Here is a 21,161-nt window from a genome sequence, read left to right as displayed (position 1 = left end):
GTGGTGAGCACGGGCGGGAGTTGCCGGGGACAGCTGAGCCGGTCGTGGCTGGGCACGGTTCGGAGCTGCCGAGGGGACCGGCTCGGCGCCTGAGGTGCCCCGGGGTCACTTTCCGGCGGTCGTCTTCTGTCCCGGTTCGAGTCCGTGGGAGTTCTTGATGAAGAACGCACCGATGACGCCGAGGATGCCGACGCAGGCAGCGACGAAGAACGCGACGTTCGCGCCGTGGACCAGGCCGGCCATCCCGTAGGTCTCCGGATTGCGCGCGGCCGAGGTCATGACTGTCACGAGCGCTGCTGTGCCGACGGAAGCGGCGATCTGACGCATCGTATTGTTCAGGGCGGTGCCGTGGGGGATGAGGTGCGAGGGCAGCTGGTTGAGCGCGGCCGTGGTCACCGGCATCATCACCATGGCGACTCCGAACATGCGCACCGTGTTGACCACGGCGAGGTAGACGAACGAGGTGTCCGTCTCCAGGCGTGCGAAGAGGAACGTGGTTCCGGTGAGCAGGATGAAGCCGGTCACGGCCAACCATTTGGCACCGATGGCGTCGAAGATGCGACCGGTCACCGGAGACATCAAGCCCATCATTGCGGCGCCGGGGAGCAGAACCAGGCCCGATTCCATTGCCGAGAAGTCATTCATGTTCTGCATGTACAGCGGCAGGACCATCATGCCGCCGACCATGACGATGAACACGCACATGCCCAGCAGGGTGTTGAGGGTGAACATGCGGTAGCGGAGGATGCGGAACTCGAGGATGGGCTGCTCGAGTTTGAATTGCCGGGTGATGAAGAACGTCAGGCAGATCGCACCGACGGCCAGCGGGATGAGCACCTGGGCGCTGACCCATCCGGCATCACCGGCGGTGCCGAAGCCGAACAGCAGTCCGCCGAATCCGAGGGTGGAGAGGATGATCGAGAGGATGTCGAGACGGGGGAAGGTGCGATCGGTGACGTTCTTGAGCAGGAAGTACGCGACCACGAGGTCGATGATCGCGATCGGCAGCATCATGTAGAACAGCGTCTGCCACGGCAGGTGGTCGACGATCCAGCCGGAGAGGCTGGGGCCGATGGCCGGGGCGAAGGCGATGACGAGGCCGAAGGTGCCCATGGCTGATCCGCGCTTCTCGACGGGGAAGATCGCGAACAGGATCGTCTGCATGAGCGGCATGATGATGCCGCCGGCTGAGGCCTGGATGACGCGGCCGATGAGCATCACCGGGTAGACCGGGGCGATCGCGCAGACGATCGTGCCGAGGATGAACAGGCCCATGGCGGTGAAGAAGAGACCGCGTGTCGTGAACTTCTCGATGAGGAACGCGGTCACCGGGATCATGATGCCGTTGACGAGCATGAAGCTCGTCGTCACCCACTGAGCCGCGCCGGAGGTGATGTCGAAGTACGACATGAAGTGCGGCAGGGCGGTGTTGAGCAACGTCTGGTTGAGGATGATGACGAACGCGCCGGAGACGAGGATGGCGAGAACGAGGTTCCGGTTGATCGGGGCGCCTTCTGTCGGGTCCGTCTGAGTCTCGTCTCCGTTCGCCAATGGCATCCCCTCACCTGTTCGTCGTCTGTGTCTCTTCTCGTCTTCCAGCGACAGCCTGACCGGAGCAGTGCGCTGAATCGGCCCCTCATCGCGCCCGGAAATAAATTCTTTGGTTATATAACCGCTTCATGCAGTTTAACGTACGACCCTCGCCGAGGTGGCCCCGGGTCGGTGTGAGATTCGCTGAGTTCATCGTCCGGCCCGGTGGCGGATACGCCCCGTTGGTGCGGGCACCCGCCGCTGGTGCGGAACGTCCGCCGCTGGTGCAGATGATTCCGACCGCGGCCCCACAGGGGGAGCGCGGTCGGAATCATGACGGTCGGCCGCCTCGGTGAGGGGTCAGGTCAGGCGGGTGGCCGGCGACTGTGTCTTGTTCGGGTCGGTCTCCGGCAGGTCGCCGAGGATGTCGTCGATGCGAGTGAGGACGTCCGTGTCGAGGGTGACCCCGGCGGCCTCGGCGTTCGAGGCGATCTGCTCGGGGCGGGAGGCGCCGACGAGGGCGGTGGCGACGTTGTCATTGGCCAGCACCCAGGCGATCGCGAGCTGCGCCATCGTGATTCCGAGCTCGTCGGCGATCGGTTCGAGCTTCGCCACGGCCGTGAGCTTGTCGTCGTGAAGATAGCGGCTCCTGATCGATTCCGCGCCGCCGCCGTCCTCGTCGGTCGCCCGGGATCCGGCAGGGACCGGCTGGCCGGGCTTGTATTTGCCGGTCAGCGCACCTTGGGCGATCGGGGACCAGACGATCTGCGAGATGCCGAGTTCCTTCGAGGTCGGAACGACCCGTTCTTCGATGACGCGCCAGAGCATGTTGTACTGCGGCTGGTTGGACACGAGCTGGATGCCGAGGTCGTCGGCCAGGTGGTGGGCGGCGCGCAGCTGGTCGGCGTTCCATTCGCTGACGCCGATGTAGAGGGCTTTGCCGGAGCGGACGATGTCGGCGAAGGCGTGCATCGTCTCTTCCAGCGGAGTCTCGTAGTCGTAGCGGTGGGCTTGGTAGAGGTCGACGTAGTCGGTGCCGAGGCGGCGCAGCGAGCCGTTGATCGACTCCATCATGTGCTTGCGCGACAGACCGGTGTCGTTGTGGCCCTTCGGTCCGGTCGGGAAGTAGACCTTCGTGAAGATCTCGAGCGACTCCCGCCGCTGGCCTTTGAGCGCATCGCCGAGGACCTGCTCGGCGCGTGCGGCCACGGAGCGGCCCCGGCACGGTTTGAGTCAGTAAGCACTGTTTCAAATCAGTGCTTCTCGACTTTAAGTGTGCTGTGAAGAAGATGCCGTTCGGAAGGCTCTGTTCACCCTAGGCCGGGCTGCTCACCCTCAACTGTGCCGTTGCGAGGAAGCGTCGAGTCGGGCCGCAGTGGGAGGACCCTGGAGTATCAGTGCGTCGGGCCGGCGTTCTCCTCGATGTGCCCGCGCAGGGTAGCCGCGAATGCTGCGGAGTCACCCGAGCGCAAGTGGGTGACCAGTGCTTCGTGTTCGGTGATGATCTCATCACAGCGGTCGAGCAGGCGACGGCTGATCATGAACAGACTGAACCGGTGCCGGTCGGAGAGCAGTGCGTACATCTCGAGCATCACCTGGTTGTCCCCGGCCTCGACGAAGCCGCGGTGGAACTCCAACGTCAGGTCGATGAACCGGGCGACGTCCGCCTCGGCGAATGCGGACCGCTGCTCGACGATGAACTCCTCGAGGCGGGCAGCCAGCCGCTGCCGCATGGGTTCGGAAGCCCGCTCGACTGCGGTTGTCTCGAGTACATAGCGGGCATCGGCGAGCTCGGCGACCGTGCGTTCGTCGGCCGCGGACTTCCGCATCGGCAGCAGCGACTCCTGGTATTCGATGCCCGAGGTGCGCATCGGCATCCCTTCGGTACTCGAATCGGTCAACCTCCACCGCCTCATGGGCTGGACGAAAGCGACCGAATTCGTCCTCACCGGCAACCGGTTCAGCGCGGAGGACATGCTGGCCTGCGGGTTCCTCACGACATCGTCGCCGAGGTGGCCTCCCCGGTTGAGGAAGGAGCTGTGCCCGATGGCGGGAGAACCGCGGTCGACGAACGCGCGCTCGCCTTCGCGGCGAAAGCAGAGAGACAATAGCCTGAGTACTTAACGAACGATTGAGGAGGACGCGTGACAGACAACGAGGTCAGACCACTGCCCGAGGCTTTCTACCTTCCTCGCGGCGAGAACGAATTCGACTCGACCCGGGCCACGACGAGCCCCTGGGACGAACGCATGCAGCACGGCGGCCCGCCCGCAGCGCTGCTCGCCCGCGCAGTCGAACGCGTTCGCGAAGACAAAGCGATGAGCATCGGCCGGTTGACCATCGACATGCTCGGGCCGATCCCGCAGGGTCGGATCCGCACCGAGGCGACCATCGTCCGACCCGGAAAGCGCATCGAACTCGTCGAAGCCAAACTCTGGGCCGAAGACCGTCTTGCCGTCACCGCGACCGCGTGGCGGATGCGCTCGACACCCGAATCCAGCGCCGAGGTGGCTGCGAACTTCGACACATCCTCGGTGCCGGAACCGCAGGAGCAGAAGTACTTCCCCGGCATCAGCCCTGACTGGGGCTACGGGCGTGCCATCGAATGGCGATTCGTCTCCGGCGGCCTTCAGGAACTCGGAGCCGCCGACGTCTGGGTGCGTCCGCGCATCCCGCTCGTCGCAGGGGAGGACACCAGCCCGATCCAGCGCTTCGTCATCGTGGCGGACTCGGCGAACGGCGTCTCGGCGGCTGTGCCCTACGGGGAGTGGACGTTCATCCCACCGTCGCTGTCACTCACCTTCGCGCGGGAACCGCGATCCGAGTGGCTGAACATGAACGTCCGCACCCATGTCGGCCCCGATGGTCGCGGTGTCGCCAATGGCGACCTGGCTGACGAGATCGGCTACGTCGGCGCCGTGACCCAGCCGCTGCTCATCGCCCGACTCTGAAACTCTGAGGGCATGGAGTTCCTCGGGCTGGTTCTCATCGGCTGCTTCGTCGGCCTGACCACCGTGCTCTTCGGGTTCGGCGGAGGCTTCGTCACGGTCCCGATCATCACCCTGGTCGATGCGGACCTCGGACAGGACACGGCACGGGTGGCGGCGGCCACCTCGGCGCTGGTGATGCTCGTCAACGCGATCGTCGCGACGGTGTCGACGAAGCGATCGACGCTCGCCCACCTGACGGGGCGGTGGTGGCTGCTTGGACTGCTCGCGCTCGGGGGAGGACTGGGTGCGTTCGCGGGAAGGTTCGCTCCGGAAGTGCTGCTGCAGTGGGGGTTCGTCGCGTATATCGCGGCCACGGCCATCGATCTGCTCGTTCGGCCCGGGTTCTTCCGGCGTAAGGCTGCAGTTGTCGATGAGGTCGGCGAGGTCAGTGAAGGCGGACGCGGAATCGCAGCGGTCTGGGGTGTGCCGATCGGTGGGCTGGCGTCGTTCCTCGGCGTCGGCGGATCGGTGATGACGGTGCCGATGATGCGCCGATCCGGGGCGACGATGACCGTGGCCACGACCCTGGCCAACCCGCTGACCTTGGTGATCATGAGCCCGGCCGTGCTCGTGACGATCCTGACCCCGGCAGCGATCGACGCCCCGGGCATCGTCGGATCGCTCGACCTGGTGGCGGCCGCGGCGCTGCTCATCGGCGGATTGCCGATCATCGTGTTCCTGCGCCGCCGAGTGCCGAAGATCCCCGAGATCCTCCACGCCTGGGGCTACTTCGTGCTGCTGCTTGCGGCCGGAGTGGTTGTTGCCGTGGCGTGAGGGTGTGAGCGGGGGAGCCAGAGAATGTGCTCAGCTTTCCCAGCGGCGCTGACGCAGGATAGGCGGCAGGCCGAAGTAGATCGGCGGGCGAGCGGACGGCGCCGGTGGTGAAGACTTCGCGGCGGCCGTGTTGCTGGCGCCGTTCGCGCCATCCGCGCTGGCCCCGGTGTCACTCTCACTGCCGGCATCACTCGTGCCCAGCGCCCACGCGCTTTCCCAGCTGATGAGCTCACCGGCGTGGCAGACAGGGTCGCCTCCGCTGGACGGCGGCTCGGCCCACATCCACAGGTTGATCCCGTACTCCATGAGGACCAGCTTGTCGCCGGTCTCGCGTGACGAGTTCTCCTGGAGCAGTCCCGCCCGCAATTTCGCCGAGGCGGATTCGAGATCCGTCCACCCGTCCTGTCTGTGCGGCAGAAACACCCACGTCCCCGCGGGGACGCGACCCGGTACGAGCTCCTCGACGGTGACGATCTCAACCGAGTCCCCGCACGCGTCGAGCAACTTCCCGAAGCACGCCCGGGCCACTTCCGGGGAAGGCGCGACGATGAGGTGGTGGGCCGCCTCGGTGCGTACCTCATCCAGCGCAAGATGCGTGAACGGGTTCGCCCGCATCGCCCCGAGCACCTGAGTCCAGTGCCCCGGTACCGTCCCGTCGGCCAGGAACCCGCTGGTGCGCGGGCGCTCCTCATCGTGTCGCATCGAAAATCCTCCTCGCCGAGGCTGCTCACCGTTCCCCTCAATCATGCACCCACCCGCCGGTGACCTCACCCTCCCCTCGGTAGAACTGAGGCAACCGCCGAGAATCTCATCTCGACGATCATCCGGGGATCTAACGAAAGGGATACGTTCCTGCCGACCGTATGCCACCGCCGCGCCGCCGGATCTAGACTGATCGAAGTGGATCGAGCAGCGACATTCGTGTCGGCTCGGTCCACGACCACGTCTGAACTATCTCGCCGAACCGGCGAGCCTCCACGCCCGAAAGTCCATGCCCTTGCTCTCTTCCTCGCGCCGCACACTTGCGGCACTCGCAGCAGTCCTGTCACTCGGCCTCCTCTCCGGATGCGCCGAGGATGCCCAACCGGCCATCGACACCGCCTCAACCAGTTCGGCCGATCCCAAACCCACTCGTGAGGCCCCGGAACCGAGCGAGGACACTCCCTCACCGTCGAAGTCCGATGACACCGACGAAGAGAGCGAAAGCGGGGAAGGGGACGAAGGCCGCGCGGGCAGCGCAGCGACGGGGACCACCTCGGCGATGTTGGATGAACTCACGGTCAAGGGCCGGGCCCCGAAGACCGGCTACGACGGTGACCTGTTCAGATGGCGATCGGACACCGACCACAACGGCTGCGACACCCGCAACGACGTACTCCGCCGGGACCTAACCGACATCACCCTCAAGGCCGGAGCCCAAGGCTGCATCGTCCTGGCTGGGACACTTGACGACCCCTACGCCGGCGAGACCTACGACTTCGACCGCAGCGCGAACGCCGTCGACATCGACCACGTCGTCGCCCGCTCGAACGCGTGGCAGACGGGCGCTTTCAACTTCGACGAGGAGACGCTCAAGGAGTTCGGCAACGATCCCCTCAACCTGCTTGCCGTAAGCTCGAGCCTCAACCGACAGAAGGGCGACGGCGACGCCGCGACCTGGCTGCCGCCGAACAAGAGCTATCGCTGCGAATACGTCGCCCGGCAGATCGCAGTGAAACACAAATACGATCTTTGGGTGGTCCCGGCCGAGAAGGATGCCATGGAACGCGTCCTCGGCAAATGCGACGACCAGCCCGCATTCACCGAGGATGCGGACTGGCCCGGTCCCGGCGACGGTGACAACGTCACCACGAAGGAAGAGACCCGCCCGGCAGGTCAGAAATCCTCGAACTCGGGTTCGTCCGGCTCAGATTCGTCTGGATCCGGCTCCTCATCGAGTGGATCATCCAGCGGTTCGTCCGGTTCGGCGTCCTACTTCGAGACCTGCACAGCCGCCCGCGAAGCCGGTGCCGCACCCGTTCGCCGAGGCGACCCCGGCTACGGGTCCCACCTCGACCGCGACGGCGATGGAATCGGCTGCGAATAGCAACGACATCGCCCTCGTCGGGCTGTGGAAATCAACCGTTCAACGCTCAGACACGGACTTCGAAGCACGAAGATGGGGAACGTGCACTGTGACGCCCGGCCGCCTCGGCGAGGGGTGGTGTGTGAGCGATCACAGTCGCTCGGTAGTCTGAAGTCGAACACCGTCGCAGCTGTTACTGGCGACGGCTGCCACGATCATCGACGATGAGGAGACCTGCCATGTCCGGACTCGATACCGCCCTGACTCCGCTGCGCTTCCTCGAGCGTTCGCTCGAGGCTCACCCGGATCGGGAGGCGATCGTCGACGGGCCCCGCCGCTTCACCTACCGGCAGATGGCCGAGACCGTCCAGAACCTCGCCGAAGGACTCGTCCGCCGTGGACTGCAGCCCGGGGATACGGTCGCCGTGCTCGCCCCCAACAGCGCCGAGGCGCTCATCGCCCACTACGCGGTCCCGCTGGCCGGCGGTGTGCTCGTCATGCTCAACACCCGACTGGCTCCGCCCGAGGTCGAGTACATCCTCGGCCACAGCGAGGCGAAGTTCCTCTTCGGCGATGCCGGACTCCTCCAGCCGGTCATCGATGCCGGGGCTGCGAACGCCGTCGACACGATCGTCGTCCACCCCGACGAAGACGGCACCCCCGGTGAGGTGGCCGCCGCGGATCTGCGCGTGGAAGCGTATGCCGACTGGACCGCCTTGGCGCCGGAATCACCCCGCGCCTTTGAGGTCGAAGACGAGACGGCGACGATCGCCGTCAACTACACCTCGGGCACGACGGGCCGGCCGAAGGGCGTCATGTACACCCATCGCGGGGCGTACCTGAACTCGCTCGGCGAGGTCGTCACGCAGGACTTCGCGCCACTGACGAAGTACCTGTGGACGCTGCCGATGTTCCACTGCAACGGCTGGTGCACGACCTGGGCGCTGACCGCGGTGTCGGGCACGCACGTGTGCATCCGAGCGGTGCGCGGACCCGAGGCGTGGCGACTGATCGACGACGAGAAGGTCACCCGTATGGCCGGTGCTCCCGTCGTGCTCAACACCATCGCCGGGGCCAAGGAGGCCCACGATCTGGGCGGTTCGCTGTCGATCACCACGGCCGGTGCCCCGCCGTCGCCGACGACGATCGCCCTGTTGGAGGGGCTCGGCATCGAGGTCATCCACGTCTACGGACTCACCGAATCCTCAGGCCCGTACTCCTCGTGCGAACCGCAGCCCGAATGGACCGGTCTGCCGGTGGAGGAGCGCGCGAAGCTGAAGTCTCGGCAGGGGATCGGAATGATCAGCGCCGAGCGCGTGCGCGTGGTCGAGCTGCGTGACGACGATGTGCTCACCGACGTGCCCCGCGACGGGGTGACGATGGGCGAGATCGTCATGCGCGGCAACAACGTCATGAAGGGCTACCTCAACGCTCCCGAAGCCACCGCCGAGGCATTCCGCGGCGGCTGGTTCCATACCGGCGACCTCGCCGTGATGCACGAGGACGGGTACGTCCAGATCCTCGACCGCGCCAAGGACATCGTCATCTCCGGCGGGGAGAACATCTCCACGATCGAGGTCGAGCAGGCCCTCGTCGCCCACGAATCCGTCGCCGAGGCGGCCGTGGTCGGAATGCCCGACGAGAAGTGGGGACAGCGACCGTTGGCCTACGTCGTCCTTGCGCCCGGCACCGAGGCGACCGAAGCCGACCTCATCGCGTTCGTCAAGACCCGCATCGCCTCCTACAAGGCCCCGGCCGGCATCGAATTCGTCGACGAGCTGCCGACGACGTCGACCGGCAAGATCCGCAAGAACGCCCTGCGGGAGATGGCGGGGAGCTGAGTGTCCTGGGCGAGGCTGGGGAGGGTCATTGATCAGATCCCTTGCAAAGGCGCAGTCCAAGAGTGACTAACTTGTTCCATGGTGAGGCGCAACCAGCAAAAGAAGCGTGATGAGGCGCGAGCGAAGAAGAAGGCCGAAGAGCAGGTCGTCGAAGCGGCCGGAAACTATGTGCCGCTATCACGGGACGAGTGCCAAGAGCGGTCGTATACGGCTGAGCTGGGAAGCGGAGGGTTGCTTTGACTGAACTCACGTGCAGCCACCGCCGTGTGTGCTGTGCCTGTTAATGACAACGACAGGGGAGAGTCGGACGCGTATCGGCAATCGTCTATTCGACCGGTTTGTTGGCGTGCGGCGACCATCTTTTCCACAACCGAGACGTCGGAATACGGCTAAGCAAAACTCTCGCCATCGGCAATCCGGCAGAGCCAGCACGCGGATTTTCCGGTCGGCGTGCCTTAGCTTTCTTCAACTGCCGAGGAAGTCTACAGAAGCGCGTGCCGAGCGACCGCCAACGTCATCAGATTTGGGTGAGTCCCATAGAGTGGTGGCATTCCCACCAGGGACTTCACCCCCAAAAATGTGAAGAACCATCGTGGGATCCCGCTAGTAGTTCCGCCAAGAACCTCACGAAAGGCATCCCACGATGGCTGACCCCAATTCTGCCGTGTCGACCCTGATCAACCAAGTCCTGACCGACCCTGACCTCGCCCACTCCGACGTGTTTAGGCAAATGCTCCAAGCTGGCCTCCAGGACCTCATCGAAGCCGAAGCCACCGCCACGATCGGTGCCGCCCGCTACGAACGCAGCGAAGACCGTTCAACACGCCGTAACGGGTCGCGGAAGAAGACCCTGGCAACTCCCTCGGGAGAAGTCGACCTGGCGATCCCGAAGCTACGGAAAGGCTCGTTCTTCCCGTCCCTGCTCAATCCCCGTCGGCGGGTCGATAAGGCCCTCTACGCCGTCATCTGCCAGGCCTGGATCGACGGAGTCTCGACGAGGAAGGTCGATGACCTTGTGCGTGCTTTGGGCAACGAGTCCGGGATCTCTCGGTCGACGGTGTCGCGGATCTGTGCCGACATCGACGAGGCAGTGGCCGAGTTCCTGGCCCGTCGACTCGATCACACGTGGTTTCCCTACCTCTTCGTCGACGCCACCTATGTCGATGTCCGCCACCGGGGTCGTGTCGTGTCTCAGGCCGTGGCTGTGGTCACGGGTGTCTCATCACAGGGCAGGCGGGAGATCCTGACCATGAGTGTCGGAGATGCCGAGTCCACGGACTTCTGGACACAGGTCCTGCGTGGGCTGCGTGAGCGGGGGTTGAAGGTGAGCACCGAGACTGATCCCGAAGGGGTCGCGCTGGTGATCTCTGATGCTCATTCGGGGATCAAGGCCGCGGTCAAAGCGATCCTGCCCGGTGCTGGGTGGCAGCGGTGTCGAGTCCACTTCGCTCGTAACGTCACTCAGCGCCTTGGCAGTGCGCACTCGAAGCCGGTCAACGCGTTGATCTCAACGATCTTCGCCCAGACCACAGCCGAGGCCGTCATTGCCCAGTACAAGCAAGTCGCTGAGAGTCTGCGGGCGTCGTTTCCCGACATCGCCGACATGCTCGAGTCCGCCGAGGTCGATTTGACGGCGTTCGTGTCCATGCCCAGGCAGCATTGGCAGAAGATCTGGTCGAATAACCCGATCGAGCGGTTGAACAGGGAGATCAAACGCCGTGCTGATGTCGTTCAGATCTTTCCGAACCGGGAGTCGGTGACTCGGTTGATCGGGGCCGTGTTGCAGGAACAGCACGAGGAATGGCAGTACGGTGAGAGACGCTATTTGTCGGAGATCTCGATGCGCAAACTCGTGACGGTGTTGCATGGGCAGACCGAGGTCGACCCGGTCGGGGTGGTGATGCCGCTGACCGCGTGATTCGTAGCCCGACCCCGCTGCTTAATACCAAGTTAAAGGAACTACCGAAGAACACCACGAAAAGGGACTTGACATCAGATTTCTGTGAAATCTACTCCATTTGGGGGATGTCAAATGGGGTGCCGGAAGCATTCGATCCTCGAGGCCATCTAATGAAACACGAAAATAAGGCAACTGAATACATGGTAGAAACGAGAGCAGGGCGATTGAACTTCGCTATTGCGACAGTGATTGGACTTCTGACGTTGGCATCTGGCCTTCTCGGCCCAGCACAGAGCAGCACTGCTGCCGAGAAGCCCTCAGAGGGGCAAGCACCAGCCCAGGAGCGAATTGTCATCGATCCGTCACAGATTGAGGATCAGAAAGGCCTGTCAGCACGGGCACAATCCGGACAGAGTACGGAACCTATCAAGGCTGAAACAACTTGTTCCAAGGACCCCGATGGGGCAAGTATCTGCGTGACGTTGGGAGAACAGGAAGAGTCTGGGCTGAAACCGCACGCGGCACTTCCATTGCCGAAGAATCTTTGCAAGTCCGGGGTTCGATCGTCTGACAGAACCAACGGCTGCGTCGGTGTTCCACTCACGATCAAGCATCATTCAGGGAAGGGAGCAGTGCTGGGAACACTCACCGGGACTGCCTACGTCTACCAGTACAGCGCAACTAATCAGACCCGCATCGGAAACCAGCTCACACTCGTGACCTCAAAGACATCGGGGACAGGAAACCAGTTCTCGATCGTCGGCAACACACCCAAATGCAGCGGAAGTTGTTCTCGCACGGGAGCTCTAACGTCGCTGGCAGGAAAGGCGTTGAAGGCTGGAAAGACTCTCAGCGCCGAAAGCTATTACAACTGGACTGGAAAATCCGCCCGCACGAATCAGAACCTGTCGTGGAACCTCACAATCAAGCACCCAAGAGTCGCACAGGTGCTGCCCTTCAACTATGCCGGAGCGAGCCCAGTGCGGTGCGATCGAGAGTACAAGTCAATATCCGCCGGATGCATCATGACTAAGGGCCAGGTCGCAATCGGATATGACCGGGCTTCTCACCCCAACTTCGCCAAGCACGTCACCGATGCACAGAAGAGCGGACTCCCCGGAAAATCAACGGCGCTCAAGAGGCTGAAGCCGGGACAGTCGTCGGCCAAGAACCGCTCAAAGGCTTGCCCGTCACGGCTCAAGCGACCGTCCGGCTACTCATGCGATGAATACCCGTTCGCCTCGACCCAGCAAGGCGCCTATTACGGCGGTGGTACAGGGCGCACGTTCAGCCAATGCAAGATCTCCGACAAAGCGTATCCGGTCGGTGCTAAGCCTTGATCCACCGATTCGCTTGATGGCAAGGGGCTCACTCGGATTCGAGTGCGAACGCGGTGCGAGGGCAGGAAGTAGTGTCCCGGTCTCTCACCGGTCTCTTCCACATAGATGATTCCCCGGGGTCTCCTCCAGACCCTGCGGCGTCGTGCTCGAGCAGGAGCGAATCGGTCAGGACAATGATCGTGTAGGTGGGCTCAGAGCCGCGTGCCAGAGTCGTGCGAATTCCGTCGCCCACGGCCACCGTCTCGGCAGGTGCACAATCAGCTTCCTGGCCCGGTGAGCGATCCGGGCCGGGATGCCGATGATCCGTGTCCGCAGCGTCTGAGCGCGCACTTTGCTCATCCGTCCACCGATGAGTCCGGCAGCAGCCCGCAGCAGGTTGTGTGTGATCGCTGCGACTGCTACCCAGGCGGCGTTGGCGTTGAACACCCCAGAGGGCATATGTGCCAGGGCACCGTTCTTCAGCTCCGCATTGATCTGCTCGATGATCGCGTGCTTGCGGTGGATGTGATCAGCAGCGACGGTGTCGAAACGGTCTTTGTCCACCGTGGTGAAGAACGCGTGATAGCGGAACAAGTCGAACAATGGGTCCTGCCCGGCAGTGCGTTTGGTCTCGTTGAGTTCAGGGATGCGGCGGACCACCAAGCGGCCGGCGGCGTGCAGGGACTTCTTCTTCGAGGTGAATGCGGTGAACGGGACCTCGGCGACTTCGGCCTTCGAAATCCAGGCCCTGGTCTCTTCGTCGTAGATCGCTTCGGGGTATTCGATGCCAGTCCATGCGCCGTCGCTGATTGTTCCGATCGCTGCTTTGACCTTCTTGTCCATGCGGACCGTGATCGATACTTCAGCCCCGGCATCCCGGGCGGCTTTGGTCACAGTCGAGGAGTAGTACGCCGAATCAGCCCTGACCAGGGCTGGGAGGCCGGAGTTGATTCGGGCCGTGGTGGCCAAAGCGTCGGCGACGAACTTGTCAGCACCCCGGGCTGACGAGGTTGAGCCCTTGCGCAGGCGCTGGCCGACGATGATCTGGCCGGAGTCGCCCGTCGATGCGGTCGCCAACAGTGCGTTGAGGCCACGACTGCCTTGGTAGCCGAATCCAGCTCCCTGCTTCGACGCGGAGTGGACATCGATGACGGTGTCGTCGACATCGACGAACACCATCGCTTGTCCAGTGTCTTCGCTGGCTGGTAGCAGCGGTGTGTGCTCGTTGAGGTTGGTCAGGAAACGGGAAGAGATCGCGTCGAGTTGCCGGACGTGGCCGAAGGCGAACGAGCGCAGGAACGACCCCAGGGTCGAGGGCGCGTAGACACGATCGAAGAGGTGTTGCATGCCGCCGTGGCGGAGGATGTTCATGTCATCGATCGAGTCGGCCCCGGCAGCCATTCCCGCGACCAGGGTAGCCAGTTTCGGTGCCGGGTTCGCGCCCTTGTCGGCTCCGGTGGTGGTCACGGTCAACCTGTCGTCGGCGAGGTCTGGCAGGCCCGCCATCTGGGCGAGGCCCATGATCGGGACCAGCCCGGTAGTGGCCGTCAGGTTCGCATCGTCGAAGGAGTGAGACACAGACGCGGGCGTGTGGTTGAATAGCACCTGAGAGGTGCCCCTTTCTTGAACGGGAATGTTGACTTAGAACATCATCATTTTCCCAGTTCAGGAGGGGCATTTCCATTCCACGAACGGCTTGATCCTGCTACTCGCATCGGTGGATCAAGGCTAAGGGTGGAAAAGGATACAGCGCATGTATGATTCCCCAGAAGGAAAATTCCGCGGCAGGTTCTGAGCTCAGCAAGTTCTTTAAAGAGAGCCGCGTCCTGACAGGCGATTCATTCTTCGTCCAGATTCTTTAAGAGGCAGATGACTGACATGTACAAGCAGGTAGCCCAAACTGAAAACTGGAGACTCGATCTGCTTCCTCTTGTAGCGACGGACACGTCCGACACAGTTCTCGGAGGAACGGTATCGATTGACGACGAAGGTGGAATTGCCCTGCACACTGGCGCGATGTACGGGCCAGTTGACGCAGCGTTCGAAGTTCTCGGTAGCGTCCCAGATGGCCCGGCCCAGGAGTGGGAAGATGTTGTCGAATTGAGCGTGCGAGCCGCCGAAGCAGCACCTTTGATACTGATCGGCATCTTCAGCGACGGTGGCGAAGCCGACGAGCCAGGCACTGACGCGGACATGCTTGAAAGCGGTCGAGACTACCGAGTGCGAATTCATGTGCGAGGTCGAGATAAGTCGGGTAGCGACGAACTGATCGAACCCGACGGCACTCCAAACGATCATGTCCTTGTGCAGGTGTGGCCGTCTGAGCCGAATAAACCTACGGTCACAAGAATGAGTTCGGCAAAAGCCGGCGAGGATGAGAGGAACTCGGAGACGTTCAGCGGATCCGGATACGTCACTCTCGGCATGGGCGATCCAGACCGCGAGGATCTGATTGCACAAAACCTCAGGGACGCTGGAGAATAACCTCTCGTCGACCTCCGTCCGTGTATCGCTATTTCAACTGACGGCCCGAGCTTCAAAGCACGGCCACGCTTCATGCTCTGCCACACGACGAACGGCACTGTGAGTTAGATAGCCCGGCCCCACAAGTTAACTGTGGGGCCGGGCTATTCAATGAATCTTGACTGCAAAAGAAGAGAGGCGCCGTCGCTCTTTCAATCGGTTTGAGATCTGTCTTCCCACGGCCCCGGCGTTGCCGCACGCTGGCGGTGACGACGGTCGCAGATCCATGCGCTTAATCTGTTGTCGTTCACCAAGACACGTCCACTTCTTCCGGCAGCTCGTACCGACAGGCATCTCGCACCTCGCGGAGGAACTGCGTGGCAGTCTCGACGGTGCCCCAGCCATGTGTGTGTGGGGGGGGGCTTTGTTTGGTCCAGTGCGCACCTACTTCGCGTCGGTCGGCAGCGGCACGTTCTGCAGGCGCAGCTGACCACGGGCGAGTACCTTCTCTGTCGCGGAATCGGCGATGACGACATCCCGCAGCTGCTGGCTGCGGACCTGGTGGAGCGCCTCGGCGGTGACCGTGACCCGGGCCGCCGAGGTCGGGCGAAGGAAGTCCGTGGCGTTGTGGACTCCGACAGCGAACTCACCGCGCTCTGCCACGGCATGGCTCGCTCCGATGCTGCCGGCGCTTTCGACGATGGAGGTGTAGACGCCGCCGTGGACGACGCCCCACGGAGTGTGGTGGTGCTCGTCGAGGTCGGCGTGACCGCGCACCGAGGTGGTGCTGACCTCTTCGACGATAAGTCCGGTCGCCGCGACAAACCGGCTCGAGCCCTCCAGGGAGACATCGGGCAGTGCCGACTTCTGCAGCGTGGATTCCTGCTGTGCGGACGGGGCCCGGTCGGTCATCGTATCTCCTGAGGTCGGTGATGTGTTGTCCTCGCCAGACTACATTTCCCGAACCGCAGTCGGGTGTCCGCCCTCCGGGCAGCTCAAACCTTGACGCAGATCGCGTCCGCTCGGTCAGTCCGCTCTTACGCGAAGAGCGCGAGACCGAACACGACGAAGATGATGAGATGAGCGGCCCCCTGGACAGCCGTGACCTTCTTGGCGGAAAAACCGATGACAGAGACCAGCAGGGTGATCGCCAGCAGCGCCAGGTTGATCGGTGACTCGGCGAGCACGATCGGCTGATCGGTGAGCATGCCGATGACCAGCACCGTCGGAATCGTCAGCCCCACCGTGGAGACCTGTGCTCCATGGCAGAGGTTGCTCACGCGCTGGATCTCCCCGTTCCACGCCGCGCGCAGAGACGTGAGCGTCTCCGGCAGGAACACGATCATCGCAATGACCACCCCTGACAAAGCAACAGGAGCGCCGAGGCGGCCCAGGCCGTCATCGAGGAGCGTGGCCATGTCATGGGAGAGCAGCACAATTGGCAGCACCATGGCGACGAGGAGAAACAGCCGAACGACGATCTCCACGCGGTGGGTCGAGAGGATCTCGACGATTCCCTGAGGTGCGTCGTCGGCCTGGTCGGCTGCCTCGGTGGGGGAGGACTGCGTCGTTCCTGCAGTCGATGAGGCACCTGACGAAGCAGTCCCGACGGGGGCCACCTCGATGAATTCGTGGGCCTGCGGGCCCATCTGTCGGTAGAGGAAGAGCACGTAGGCACCGACGGTGACCACGATGATCGGGATCTCCTGCCGGATCTCGTAGGCCCCATCGGGGGTGCCGATCAGGGCGGGCACGGCGAATGCGAGGGCGGCGAACACGACGATCATGACCAGGTAGTTCGAGACACCGGTGCGGTTGTGGGTGAGTGCGCCGTGGCGCAGTCCGCCGACGAGCAGGCAGAGGCCGATGACAGCGTTGAGAATGATCATCGACACCGCCATCACCGAATCGCGGGCGATCGTCGCGTGGTCGCCGGGACCCAGCAGGACCGCGGCGATGAGAATGACCTCGATGAGGCAGATCGAGATCGTCAGCACGAGCGAGCCGTAGGGATCGCCGAGGCGGTTCGCTAAGTGTTCGGCCTCGGTGACGACTCCGAAAGCGCAGATGAGGATGACCGCGATGATGACCACGAGTGCGGTCACGAGCAGCGGCAGGGGGACCGGCTGCGCAAGCAGGGAGCTCGTGAATTGCAGGGCGATGAACACGCCCCAGCCGAGGAGGAGTCGCAGGATTGCGGTCGGCGTGATGATGGTGCGGAGGGCGGCGGTCATGAGAGGTCTTCCTGTCTCTGAGGCCGTCCTCATCGTGAGTCTCACTCAGCCGGGTCGTCCCGGTTGGTACCTGCCGCTGTCAGGTTATCCAGGGGCGTCTTGCCCGGCAAATCCGGTGGTCTGGGGCACCGGCCGCAACGGCACAGTTTGAGTTGGATAGCCCATGTTTGAAACGGTGCTATTCAACTCAACCAGTGCCGTTTTGGCCGGGTGCGGTCACTTCAAGAAGGGCTGGCGCTTGAGAACCCGAAATCAGAACCCGTAGGCGGCGTCCCGCTCCTCCCGGATCGAGGCAAACGTGCGGGTGAGCACGATCGTGTCCTCGACGAGGCGGTCGAGTCGCTGGAGTACGTCGTGGCTGACGATCTCGCCCCGGTGAAGGTCGCTGCCCTCGACGAACACATACGGCTGGACTACCTGTGCCTTCATATAGCTGAGGATCGGCAGCAGGTGCTGGGCCGGAATGAGATAGTGCTTCGACGAACCGGCCGTGGCTATGACGCCGACGACCTTGTCGAGGAAGGCGCTCGTCGGCAGCAGATCGAAGACGTTCTTCAGCGCCGCCGGGATCGACGCCTGGAAGATCGGGGTGCCGATGATCATCGCATCAGCGGCCATGAGCTCCTTGGCCACCCGACCGGTGTCACCGGTGTACTCGGTGAAGTTCCGCCCGTCGGCGAAGATCATGTCCACCTCGGCGAGGTCGATGACGCTCACGTCGATGGTGGGGTCGTAGGCGGCGACCGCCTCGGCGAGGTGATCGATCACGGTCCGGGTCTTCGTTCCGACGTTCGACCCGGACAGCAGAACCAGCTTCATGACAGGGCCTCCTCGGCGGAGTCGAAAGCGGAGCCAGCGGAACCGGCAGGGCCGGATGCGGGACCGGCGGATTCGGAGACAGAATCCGCAGGCGCGGTGGCGGTGTACTTCTTCACGGCGGGCAGGATCTCGGTGCCGATGATCTCGATCTGCTTCATCACCTCCGCGTACGGCATCCCGCCGAAGTCGACCTGCGCGAGGTAGCGCTGATGACCGAAGACCTCATGCTGGTGGAGGATCTTCTCGATGATCTGCTGCGGGCTGCCGATGTTCGCGATGGACGCCGGGTCGACGCTCTGCGCGAAGTGCTGCTTGGGCATGCCCTGTCCGTTCGTGCGCTTCATCCCCTCGTTGATGTGCGGATACATTCCCCGCAGCGCCTCCTGCGAGGTCTCGGCCGCGTGGAAGAATCCGGCCGTGGCGATCGGCAGGGTCGCCGGATCGAATCCGGCATGAGCGGCCGCGCGACGGTAGGCATCGACGGTGCCCTTGAACACCGAGGTGGTCCCGCCGAGGTGCGCCATGACCATGGGAACCCCGGCCAGTCCTGCCTTCACCGCGCTCGCCGGCGCTCCGCCGACGGCACGCCAGATGCGCAGCGCCTGCCCGGTGGGGCGGGGGAGGACCTCGGCATCGTTGAGCGGTGTCCGGAACTGACCGGACCAGGTCACTCGCTTCTCGCGGTTGATTGTCAGCAGCAGATCGAGCTTCTCCTCATACAGCTCTTCGTAGTCGCGCAGGTCGTAGCCGAGGAGTTCGAACAGGCCGACCCGGGAGGCGCGACCGGCGACGAGTTCGGCGCGGCCGCCGGAGATGAGGTCGATCGTCGCGAAGTTCTCGAACACGCGGACCGGGTCCGAGGTCGACAGGATCGTCGAGGAGCTGCCGATCCGGATGGTGTCCGTGGCTTGGGCGATCGCGCCGAGGATGACGGCATGGGCCTGCGAGGCGAAGAACTCCTGATGGCTCTCGCCGAGGCTGACGAAGTCGAGTCCGGCTGCCTCCGCGGTTTGGGCATAGCCGATGAATTCGTGGATGCGCTGTCCTGCGTCGACGCGTGATCCGTCGTGCGGATCAGGCAGATGATCGCCGAGGCTGTAGATGCCGAACTGCAGTCCCTGACCTCGGTCGAGACCGAATTCGTGCATATAGTTCGGCTGCTGTGATGGCTGGGATTCAGTTGTTCCGGAGTGCTGCGGTGGGGCGTTGTGCTGCTGGGCGGACTCGCTCAAGGTGTCTCCTCGTGACGGCGACGGAAATGTCATTTGCCATGTCAACTGAGACGGTGGCGGGATTATTCCCGCGCGTTCTCACCGCGCTTCCGACTGGTGTCGTAGAGCTTCTTCATCAGTGCGTGCAGCTGCACCTTCTCGTCCTCACTCAAAGAATCGTCGAACAGAGACGCCTGCTGTTTCTGCTGCGAGGGAAACGCGCGCTCGAGGAGTTCGCGGCCCTTGGGCGTCAGCGAGATGTGTTTGGTCTTCCAGTCCTGTTCTCGGGAGATCAGGCCCTCGGACTCGAGGCGGGTGAGCATGCGGGAGATCCCGCCGCCGCTGACGGTCAGACCCGTGGCGAGTTCGGACTGGGTGATGGGTTCGAAATTCCGGATATGAGCAAGGGCTTCGAACTGCGCGACGGTGAGCCCGAATTGGCGCAGATGCTCATTGGAGAGCTGGTTGCTGTTCTGGAGGAATCGAGCCATGCGCAGCCAGATGAGCGTGCTCAGGTCGAGGTCGTCCATCGTGACTCCTTCTGCTTGCGTTGGCTGCGAGCTGTGTTTGTCGGCTGCGTGGATCACCGCAAGCGGCCATCCCGGCTTGCCTTCACATTACCTGCGCTGTGCGTGATGGGGCGCGCACGCCTGCGTAGCCTGGAACGCAAATGGTGGTCACGTTCGGAGGCCTCCCGGTGGAGGAAAGTGTCCGAACGTGACCACCATTTGACCGAGGTGGGAAGCTTCGAGCCAGCGGCTCAGGCATCGGCAGTCACGGCGCGAGAGGCGCTCGAGCGCTTGCGTCCCTTGCCTGCTTTGCGGGCGAAGAGGACGCGGTCGACGCTCAGACGGCCAGGACCTGCGGCGGCAATCAGCAGGGCGCCGGCGGCCAGTGCCGCAACGAGTTCCCAGCCTCCCTGATCGACGAACGGGGTCGGGGTGAGGTGGACGATGATCAGGGCACCGATGACATCGGCCGCCAGCAGGAATCCGACAAGGGGAGTGAGCGCGCCGAGGATGAGCAGCGCTCCGCCGATGAGCTCGATGAACGTGGCAGCCGGGGCCGCGATATCGGCCATCGGCACTCCCATCTGTGCAAACGAATCACTGGTTCCCGGGATAGTCCACTCGTTGAACTTCTGCCACCCGTGGGCGATGAAGATCGCGCCGAGGCCGATCCGGGCGATGAGGGTGATGATGTCGCGGGCAGAGGTCGGCAGTCCGGTCGTTGCGTACACGGTGATCTCCAAAATTGGTTGAAATTGCAATCACACCGTATGTGCCGAACATGGCAAGACGCTGAATTCCCTCAGCCCGGGCGTGGTCATTGCTCTGGCCATCCCCGACCGGAGTGGGACAATGGAGGCAAAGACTGTGCCTCGCGGGTGAGCGCAGAGACCGCGAGCAGGCGCACGCACCTGATGCGCTGCCCACGGGCGCAATTGGAATTGAACTGGGAAGAGGGCAAATAGGTGAGCGGAGAGAACGGCGAACTCCTCGGAGCGGGACGCAAGGCTGCGGTCATCATCGCCTCCACCTCGGCGGCCAGGGGAGAGGCCACGGACACGACGGGACCGATCCTCGTCGATTGGCTGCGCGGCCGCGGTTATGAGACTCCCGATGCCATCGTCGTCCGCGACGGAGAACCTGTCGGCGACGCACTCACGCAACTCCTCGTCGACACCCCTGAAGCCGACCGCCCTCGCGTCATCGTCACCAGCGGCGGTACCGGGCTCGCCCCTGATGATCGCACTCCGGAGTTCACTGCCGAACTCCTCGAACGCCAGTCCCCGGGCCTCATCTATGCGATGTGGCGCAAGGGCCTCGAATCAACATCCTCGGCGGTGATGAGCCGCGGAGTCGCGGGAGTGCGTGGACGCAGCTTCGTCATCAACTTCCCCGGTTCGAGGGGTGGGGTCAAGGACGGAATCACCGTCATCGACGACCTCCTCGAACACATCCAGACCTCCGTCGAGGACACCACCGACCACGGTCCTCGAGTCTGAGAGAGGA

The 21,161-nt window shown here is 63.5% G+C and carries 21 protein-coding genes; 10 read left to right on the top strand and 11 right to left on the bottom strand.

Annotation, left to right across the window (positions count from 1 at the left end; all coding sequences use genetic code 11):
* Positions 1 to 105: 105 nt before the first annotated feature.
* The 3 genes from CXR29_RS14005 to CXR29_RS13995 form a co-directional block, all read right to left on the bottom strand.
* On the bottom strand, positions 106 to 1,557 hold the full coding sequence (locus CXR29_RS14005; RefSeq protein ID WP_127364859.1) for an MDR family MFS transporter: 1,452 nt from the start codon (positions 1,555 to 1,557) through the stop codon (positions 106 to 108).
* Between the two features lie 333 nt (positions 1,558 to 1,890).
* Positions 1,891 to 2,739 (bottom strand): aldo/keto reductase, encoded by an 849-nt coding sequence (locus tag CXR29_RS14000; protein WP_127364858.1) that lies wholly within the window; start codon positions 2,737 to 2,739, stop codon positions 1,891 to 1,893.
* A gap of 185 nt (positions 2,740 to 2,924) precedes the next feature.
* On the bottom strand, positions 2,925 to 3,431 hold the full coding sequence (locus CXR29_RS13995) for a GntR family transcriptional regulator (protein WP_241241467.1): 507 nt from the start codon (positions 3,429 to 3,431) through the stop codon (positions 2,925 to 2,927).
* Between CXR29_RS13995 and CXR29_RS13990 the strand changes: the two genes are divergently transcribed.
* The 3 genes from CXR29_RS13990 to CXR29_RS13980 are packed head-to-tail and all read left to right on the top strand — an operon-like array spanning position 3,385 to position 5,294.
* A complete protein-coding gene (locus CXR29_RS13990) occupies positions 3,385 to 3,654 on the top strand; it encodes a Clp protease/crotonase-like domain-containing protein (protein ID WP_127364856.1) in 270 nt (89 codons plus the stop codon). The genes CXR29_RS13995 and CXR29_RS13990 overlap by 47 nt on opposite strands.
* A gap of 20 nt (positions 3,655 to 3,674) precedes the next feature.
* Entirely contained in the window at positions 3,675 to 4,481 is an 807-nt protein-coding gene (locus CXR29_RS13985; protein ID WP_241241466.1) for a thioesterase family protein, read from the top strand.
* A 12-nt stretch (positions 4,482 to 4,493) separates the two neighbouring features.
* Positions 4,494 to 5,294 (top strand): sulfite exporter TauE/SafE family protein, encoded by an 801-nt coding sequence (locus CXR29_RS13980; RefSeq protein ID WP_127364855.1) that lies wholly within the window; start codon positions 4,494 to 4,496, stop codon positions 5,292 to 5,294.
* Positions 5,295 to 5,324: 30 nt separating this feature from the next.
* Here CXR29_RS13980 and CXR29_RS13975 read toward each other — a convergent pair whose 3' ends face one another.
* Positions 5,325 to 5,996, bottom strand: a complete 672-nt coding sequence (locus CXR29_RS13975; RefSeq protein WP_127364854.1) for a hypothetical protein — start codon at positions 5,994 to 5,996, stop codon at positions 5,325 to 5,327.
* A 289-nt stretch (positions 5,997 to 6,285) separates the two neighbouring features.
* Between CXR29_RS13975 and CXR29_RS13970 the strand changes: the two genes are divergently transcribed.
* From CXR29_RS13970 to CXR29_RS13955, 4 genes are all read left to right on the top strand, one after another.
* Entirely contained in the window at positions 6,286 to 7,380 is a 1,095-nt protein-coding gene (locus CXR29_RS13970) for a GmrSD restriction endonuclease domain-containing protein (protein ID WP_127364853.1), read from the top strand.
* 218 nt (positions 7,381 to 7,598) lie between these two features.
* Entirely contained in the window at positions 7,599 to 9,200 is a 1,602-nt protein-coding gene (locus CXR29_RS13965) for an AMP-binding protein (RefSeq protein ID WP_206516222.1), read from the top strand.
* A gap of 643 nt (positions 9,201 to 9,843) precedes the next feature.
* Complete coding sequence (locus CXR29_RS13960) at positions 9,844 to 11,118, top strand: IS256-like element ISBli2 family transposase (protein ID WP_009882371.1); 1,275 nt, start codon at positions 9,844 to 9,846, stop codon at positions 11,116 to 11,118.
* A complete protein-coding gene (locus tag CXR29_RS13955) occupies positions 11,115 to 12,440 on the top strand; it encodes a NucA/NucB deoxyribonuclease domain-containing protein (RefSeq protein WP_127364851.1) in 1,326 nt (441 codons plus the stop codon). Before CXR29_RS13960 ends, CXR29_RS13955 begins: the two co-directional genes overlap by 4 nt.
* A gap of 165 nt (positions 12,441 to 12,605) precedes the next feature.
* On the opposite strand, the gene CXR29_RS13950 is transcribed toward CXR29_RS13955, so the two are convergent.
* Positions 12,606 to 13,997 (bottom strand): IS1380 family transposase, encoded by a 1,392-nt coding sequence (locus tag CXR29_RS13950; protein WP_127364850.1) that lies wholly within the window; start codon positions 13,995 to 13,997, stop codon positions 12,606 to 12,608.
* 143 nt (positions 13,998 to 14,140) lie between these two features.
* Between CXR29_RS13950 and CXR29_RS18070 the strand changes: the two genes are divergently transcribed.
* Positions 14,141 to 14,281: a NucA/NucB deoxyribonuclease domain-containing protein gene (locus CXR29_RS18070; protein WP_420897597.1), complete on the top strand. Its 141-nt coding sequence runs from the start codon at positions 14,141 to 14,143 to the stop codon at positions 14,279 to 14,281.
* A gap of 7 nt (positions 14,282 to 14,288) precedes the next feature.
* Positions 14,289 to 14,903, top strand: coding sequence for a hypothetical protein (locus CXR29_RS13940; RefSeq protein ID WP_127364848.1), 615 nt, complete (start codon positions 14,289 to 14,291; stop codon positions 14,901 to 14,903).
* A gap of 423 nt (positions 14,904 to 15,326) precedes the next feature.
* Here CXR29_RS13940 and CXR29_RS13935 read toward each other — a convergent pair whose 3' ends face one another.
* The 6 genes from CXR29_RS13935 to CXR29_RS13910 all read right to left on the bottom strand — a co-directional run bounded on the left by CXR29_RS13935 (position 15,327) and on the right by CXR29_RS13910 (position 20,386).
* The gene (locus CXR29_RS13935) at positions 15,327 to 15,794 is read right to left on the bottom strand and encodes a PaaI family thioesterase (RefSeq protein WP_082018769.1); all 468 of its coding nucleotides are present in this window, start codon (positions 15,792 to 15,794) and stop codon (positions 15,327 to 15,329) included.
* 125 nt (positions 15,795 to 15,919) lie between these two features.
* Entirely contained in the window at positions 15,920 to 17,116 is a 1,197-nt protein-coding gene (locus CXR29_RS13930; RefSeq protein WP_101556051.1) for a calcium:cation antiporter, read from the bottom strand.
* A 252-nt stretch (positions 17,117 to 17,368) separates the two neighbouring features.
* A complete protein-coding gene (locus tag CXR29_RS13925) occupies positions 17,369 to 17,935 on the bottom strand; it encodes an NADPH-dependent FMN reductase (protein ID WP_101556050.1) in 567 nt (188 codons plus the stop codon).
* The gene (locus CXR29_RS13920) at positions 17,932 to 19,167 is read right to left on the bottom strand and encodes an LLM class flavin-dependent oxidoreductase (protein WP_241241465.1); all 1,236 of its coding nucleotides are present in this window, start codon (positions 19,165 to 19,167) and stop codon (positions 17,932 to 17,934) included. The genes CXR29_RS13925 and CXR29_RS13920 overlap by 4 nt, the downstream gene beginning before the upstream one ends.
* 62 nt (positions 19,168 to 19,229) lie before the next feature.
* Entirely contained in the window at positions 19,230 to 19,676 is a 447-nt protein-coding gene (locus CXR29_RS13915; protein WP_101595530.1) for a MarR family winged helix-turn-helix transcriptional regulator, read from the bottom strand.
* Positions 19,677 to 19,906: 230 nt separating this feature from the next.
* Positions 19,907 to 20,386 (bottom strand): DoxX family protein, encoded by a 480-nt coding sequence (locus CXR29_RS13910; RefSeq protein WP_101556048.1) that lies wholly within the window; start codon positions 20,384 to 20,386, stop codon positions 19,907 to 19,909.
* 234 nt (positions 20,387 to 20,620) lie between these two features.
* Between CXR29_RS13910 and CXR29_RS13905 the strand changes: the two genes are divergently transcribed.
* Positions 20,621 to 21,154, top strand: a complete 534-nt coding sequence (locus tag CXR29_RS13905; protein ID WP_101556047.1) for a MogA/MoaB family molybdenum cofactor biosynthesis protein — start codon at positions 20,621 to 20,623, stop codon at positions 21,152 to 21,154.
* Positions 21,155 to 21,161 lie beyond the last annotated feature (7 nt).

Origin of the sequence: Brevibacterium linens (genome assembly GCF_003999335.1) — a bacterium.
Classification (GTDB): domain Bacteria; phylum Actinomycetota; class Actinomycetes; order Actinomycetales; family Brevibacteriaceae; genus Brevibacterium; species Brevibacterium linens.
The sequence above is the reverse complement of the archived record's forward strand: the minus strand, read 5'-3'. Positions and strand labels throughout refer to the sequence as shown.

Coding starts and splice junctions, on each gene's coding strand:
- CXR29_RS13960 (WP_009882371.1), top strand. CDS start 9,844: ATGGCTGACCCCAATTCTGCCGTGTCGACCCTGATCAACCAAGTCCTG.
- CXR29_RS13940 (WP_127364848.1), top strand. CDS start 14,289: ATGACTGACATGTACAAGCAGGTAGCCCAAACTGAAAACTGGAGACTC.
- CXR29_RS13980 (WP_127364855.1), top strand. CDS start 4,494: ATGGAGTTCCTCGGGCTGGTTCTCATCGGCTGCTTCGTCGGCCTGACC.
- CXR29_RS13975 (WP_127364854.1), bottom strand. CDS start 5,996: ATGCGACACGATGAGGAGCGCCCGCGCACCAGCGGGTTCCTGGCCGAC.
- CXR29_RS14005 (WP_127364859.1), bottom strand. CDS start 1,557: ATGCCATTGGCGAACGGAGACGAGACTCAGACGGACCCGACAGAAGGC.
- CXR29_RS13925 (WP_101556050.1), bottom strand. CDS start 17,935: ATGAAGCTGGTTCTGCTGTCCGGGTCGAACGTCGGAACGAAGACCCGG.
- CXR29_RS13990 (WP_127364856.1), top strand. CDS start 3,385: ATGCCCGAGGTGCGCATCGGCATCCCTTCGGTACTCGAATCGGTCAAC.
- CXR29_RS13965 (WP_206516222.1), top strand. CDS start 7,599: ATGTCCGGACTCGATACCGCCCTGACTCCGCTGCGCTTCCTCGAGCGT.
- CXR29_RS13930 (WP_101556051.1), bottom strand. CDS start 17,116: ATGACCGCCGCCCTCCGCACCATCATCACGCCGACCGCAATCCTGCGA.
- CXR29_RS13915 (WP_101595530.1), bottom strand. CDS start 19,676: ATGGACGACCTCGACCTGAGCACGCTCATCTGGCTGCGCATGGCTCGA.
- CXR29_RS13970 (WP_127364853.1), top strand. CDS start 6,286: ATGCCCTTGCTCTCTTCCTCGCGCCGCACACTTGCGGCACTCGCAGCA.
- CXR29_RS13935 (WP_082018769.1), bottom strand. CDS start 15,794: ATGACCGACCGGGCCCCGTCCGCACAGCAGGAATCCACGCTGCAGAAG.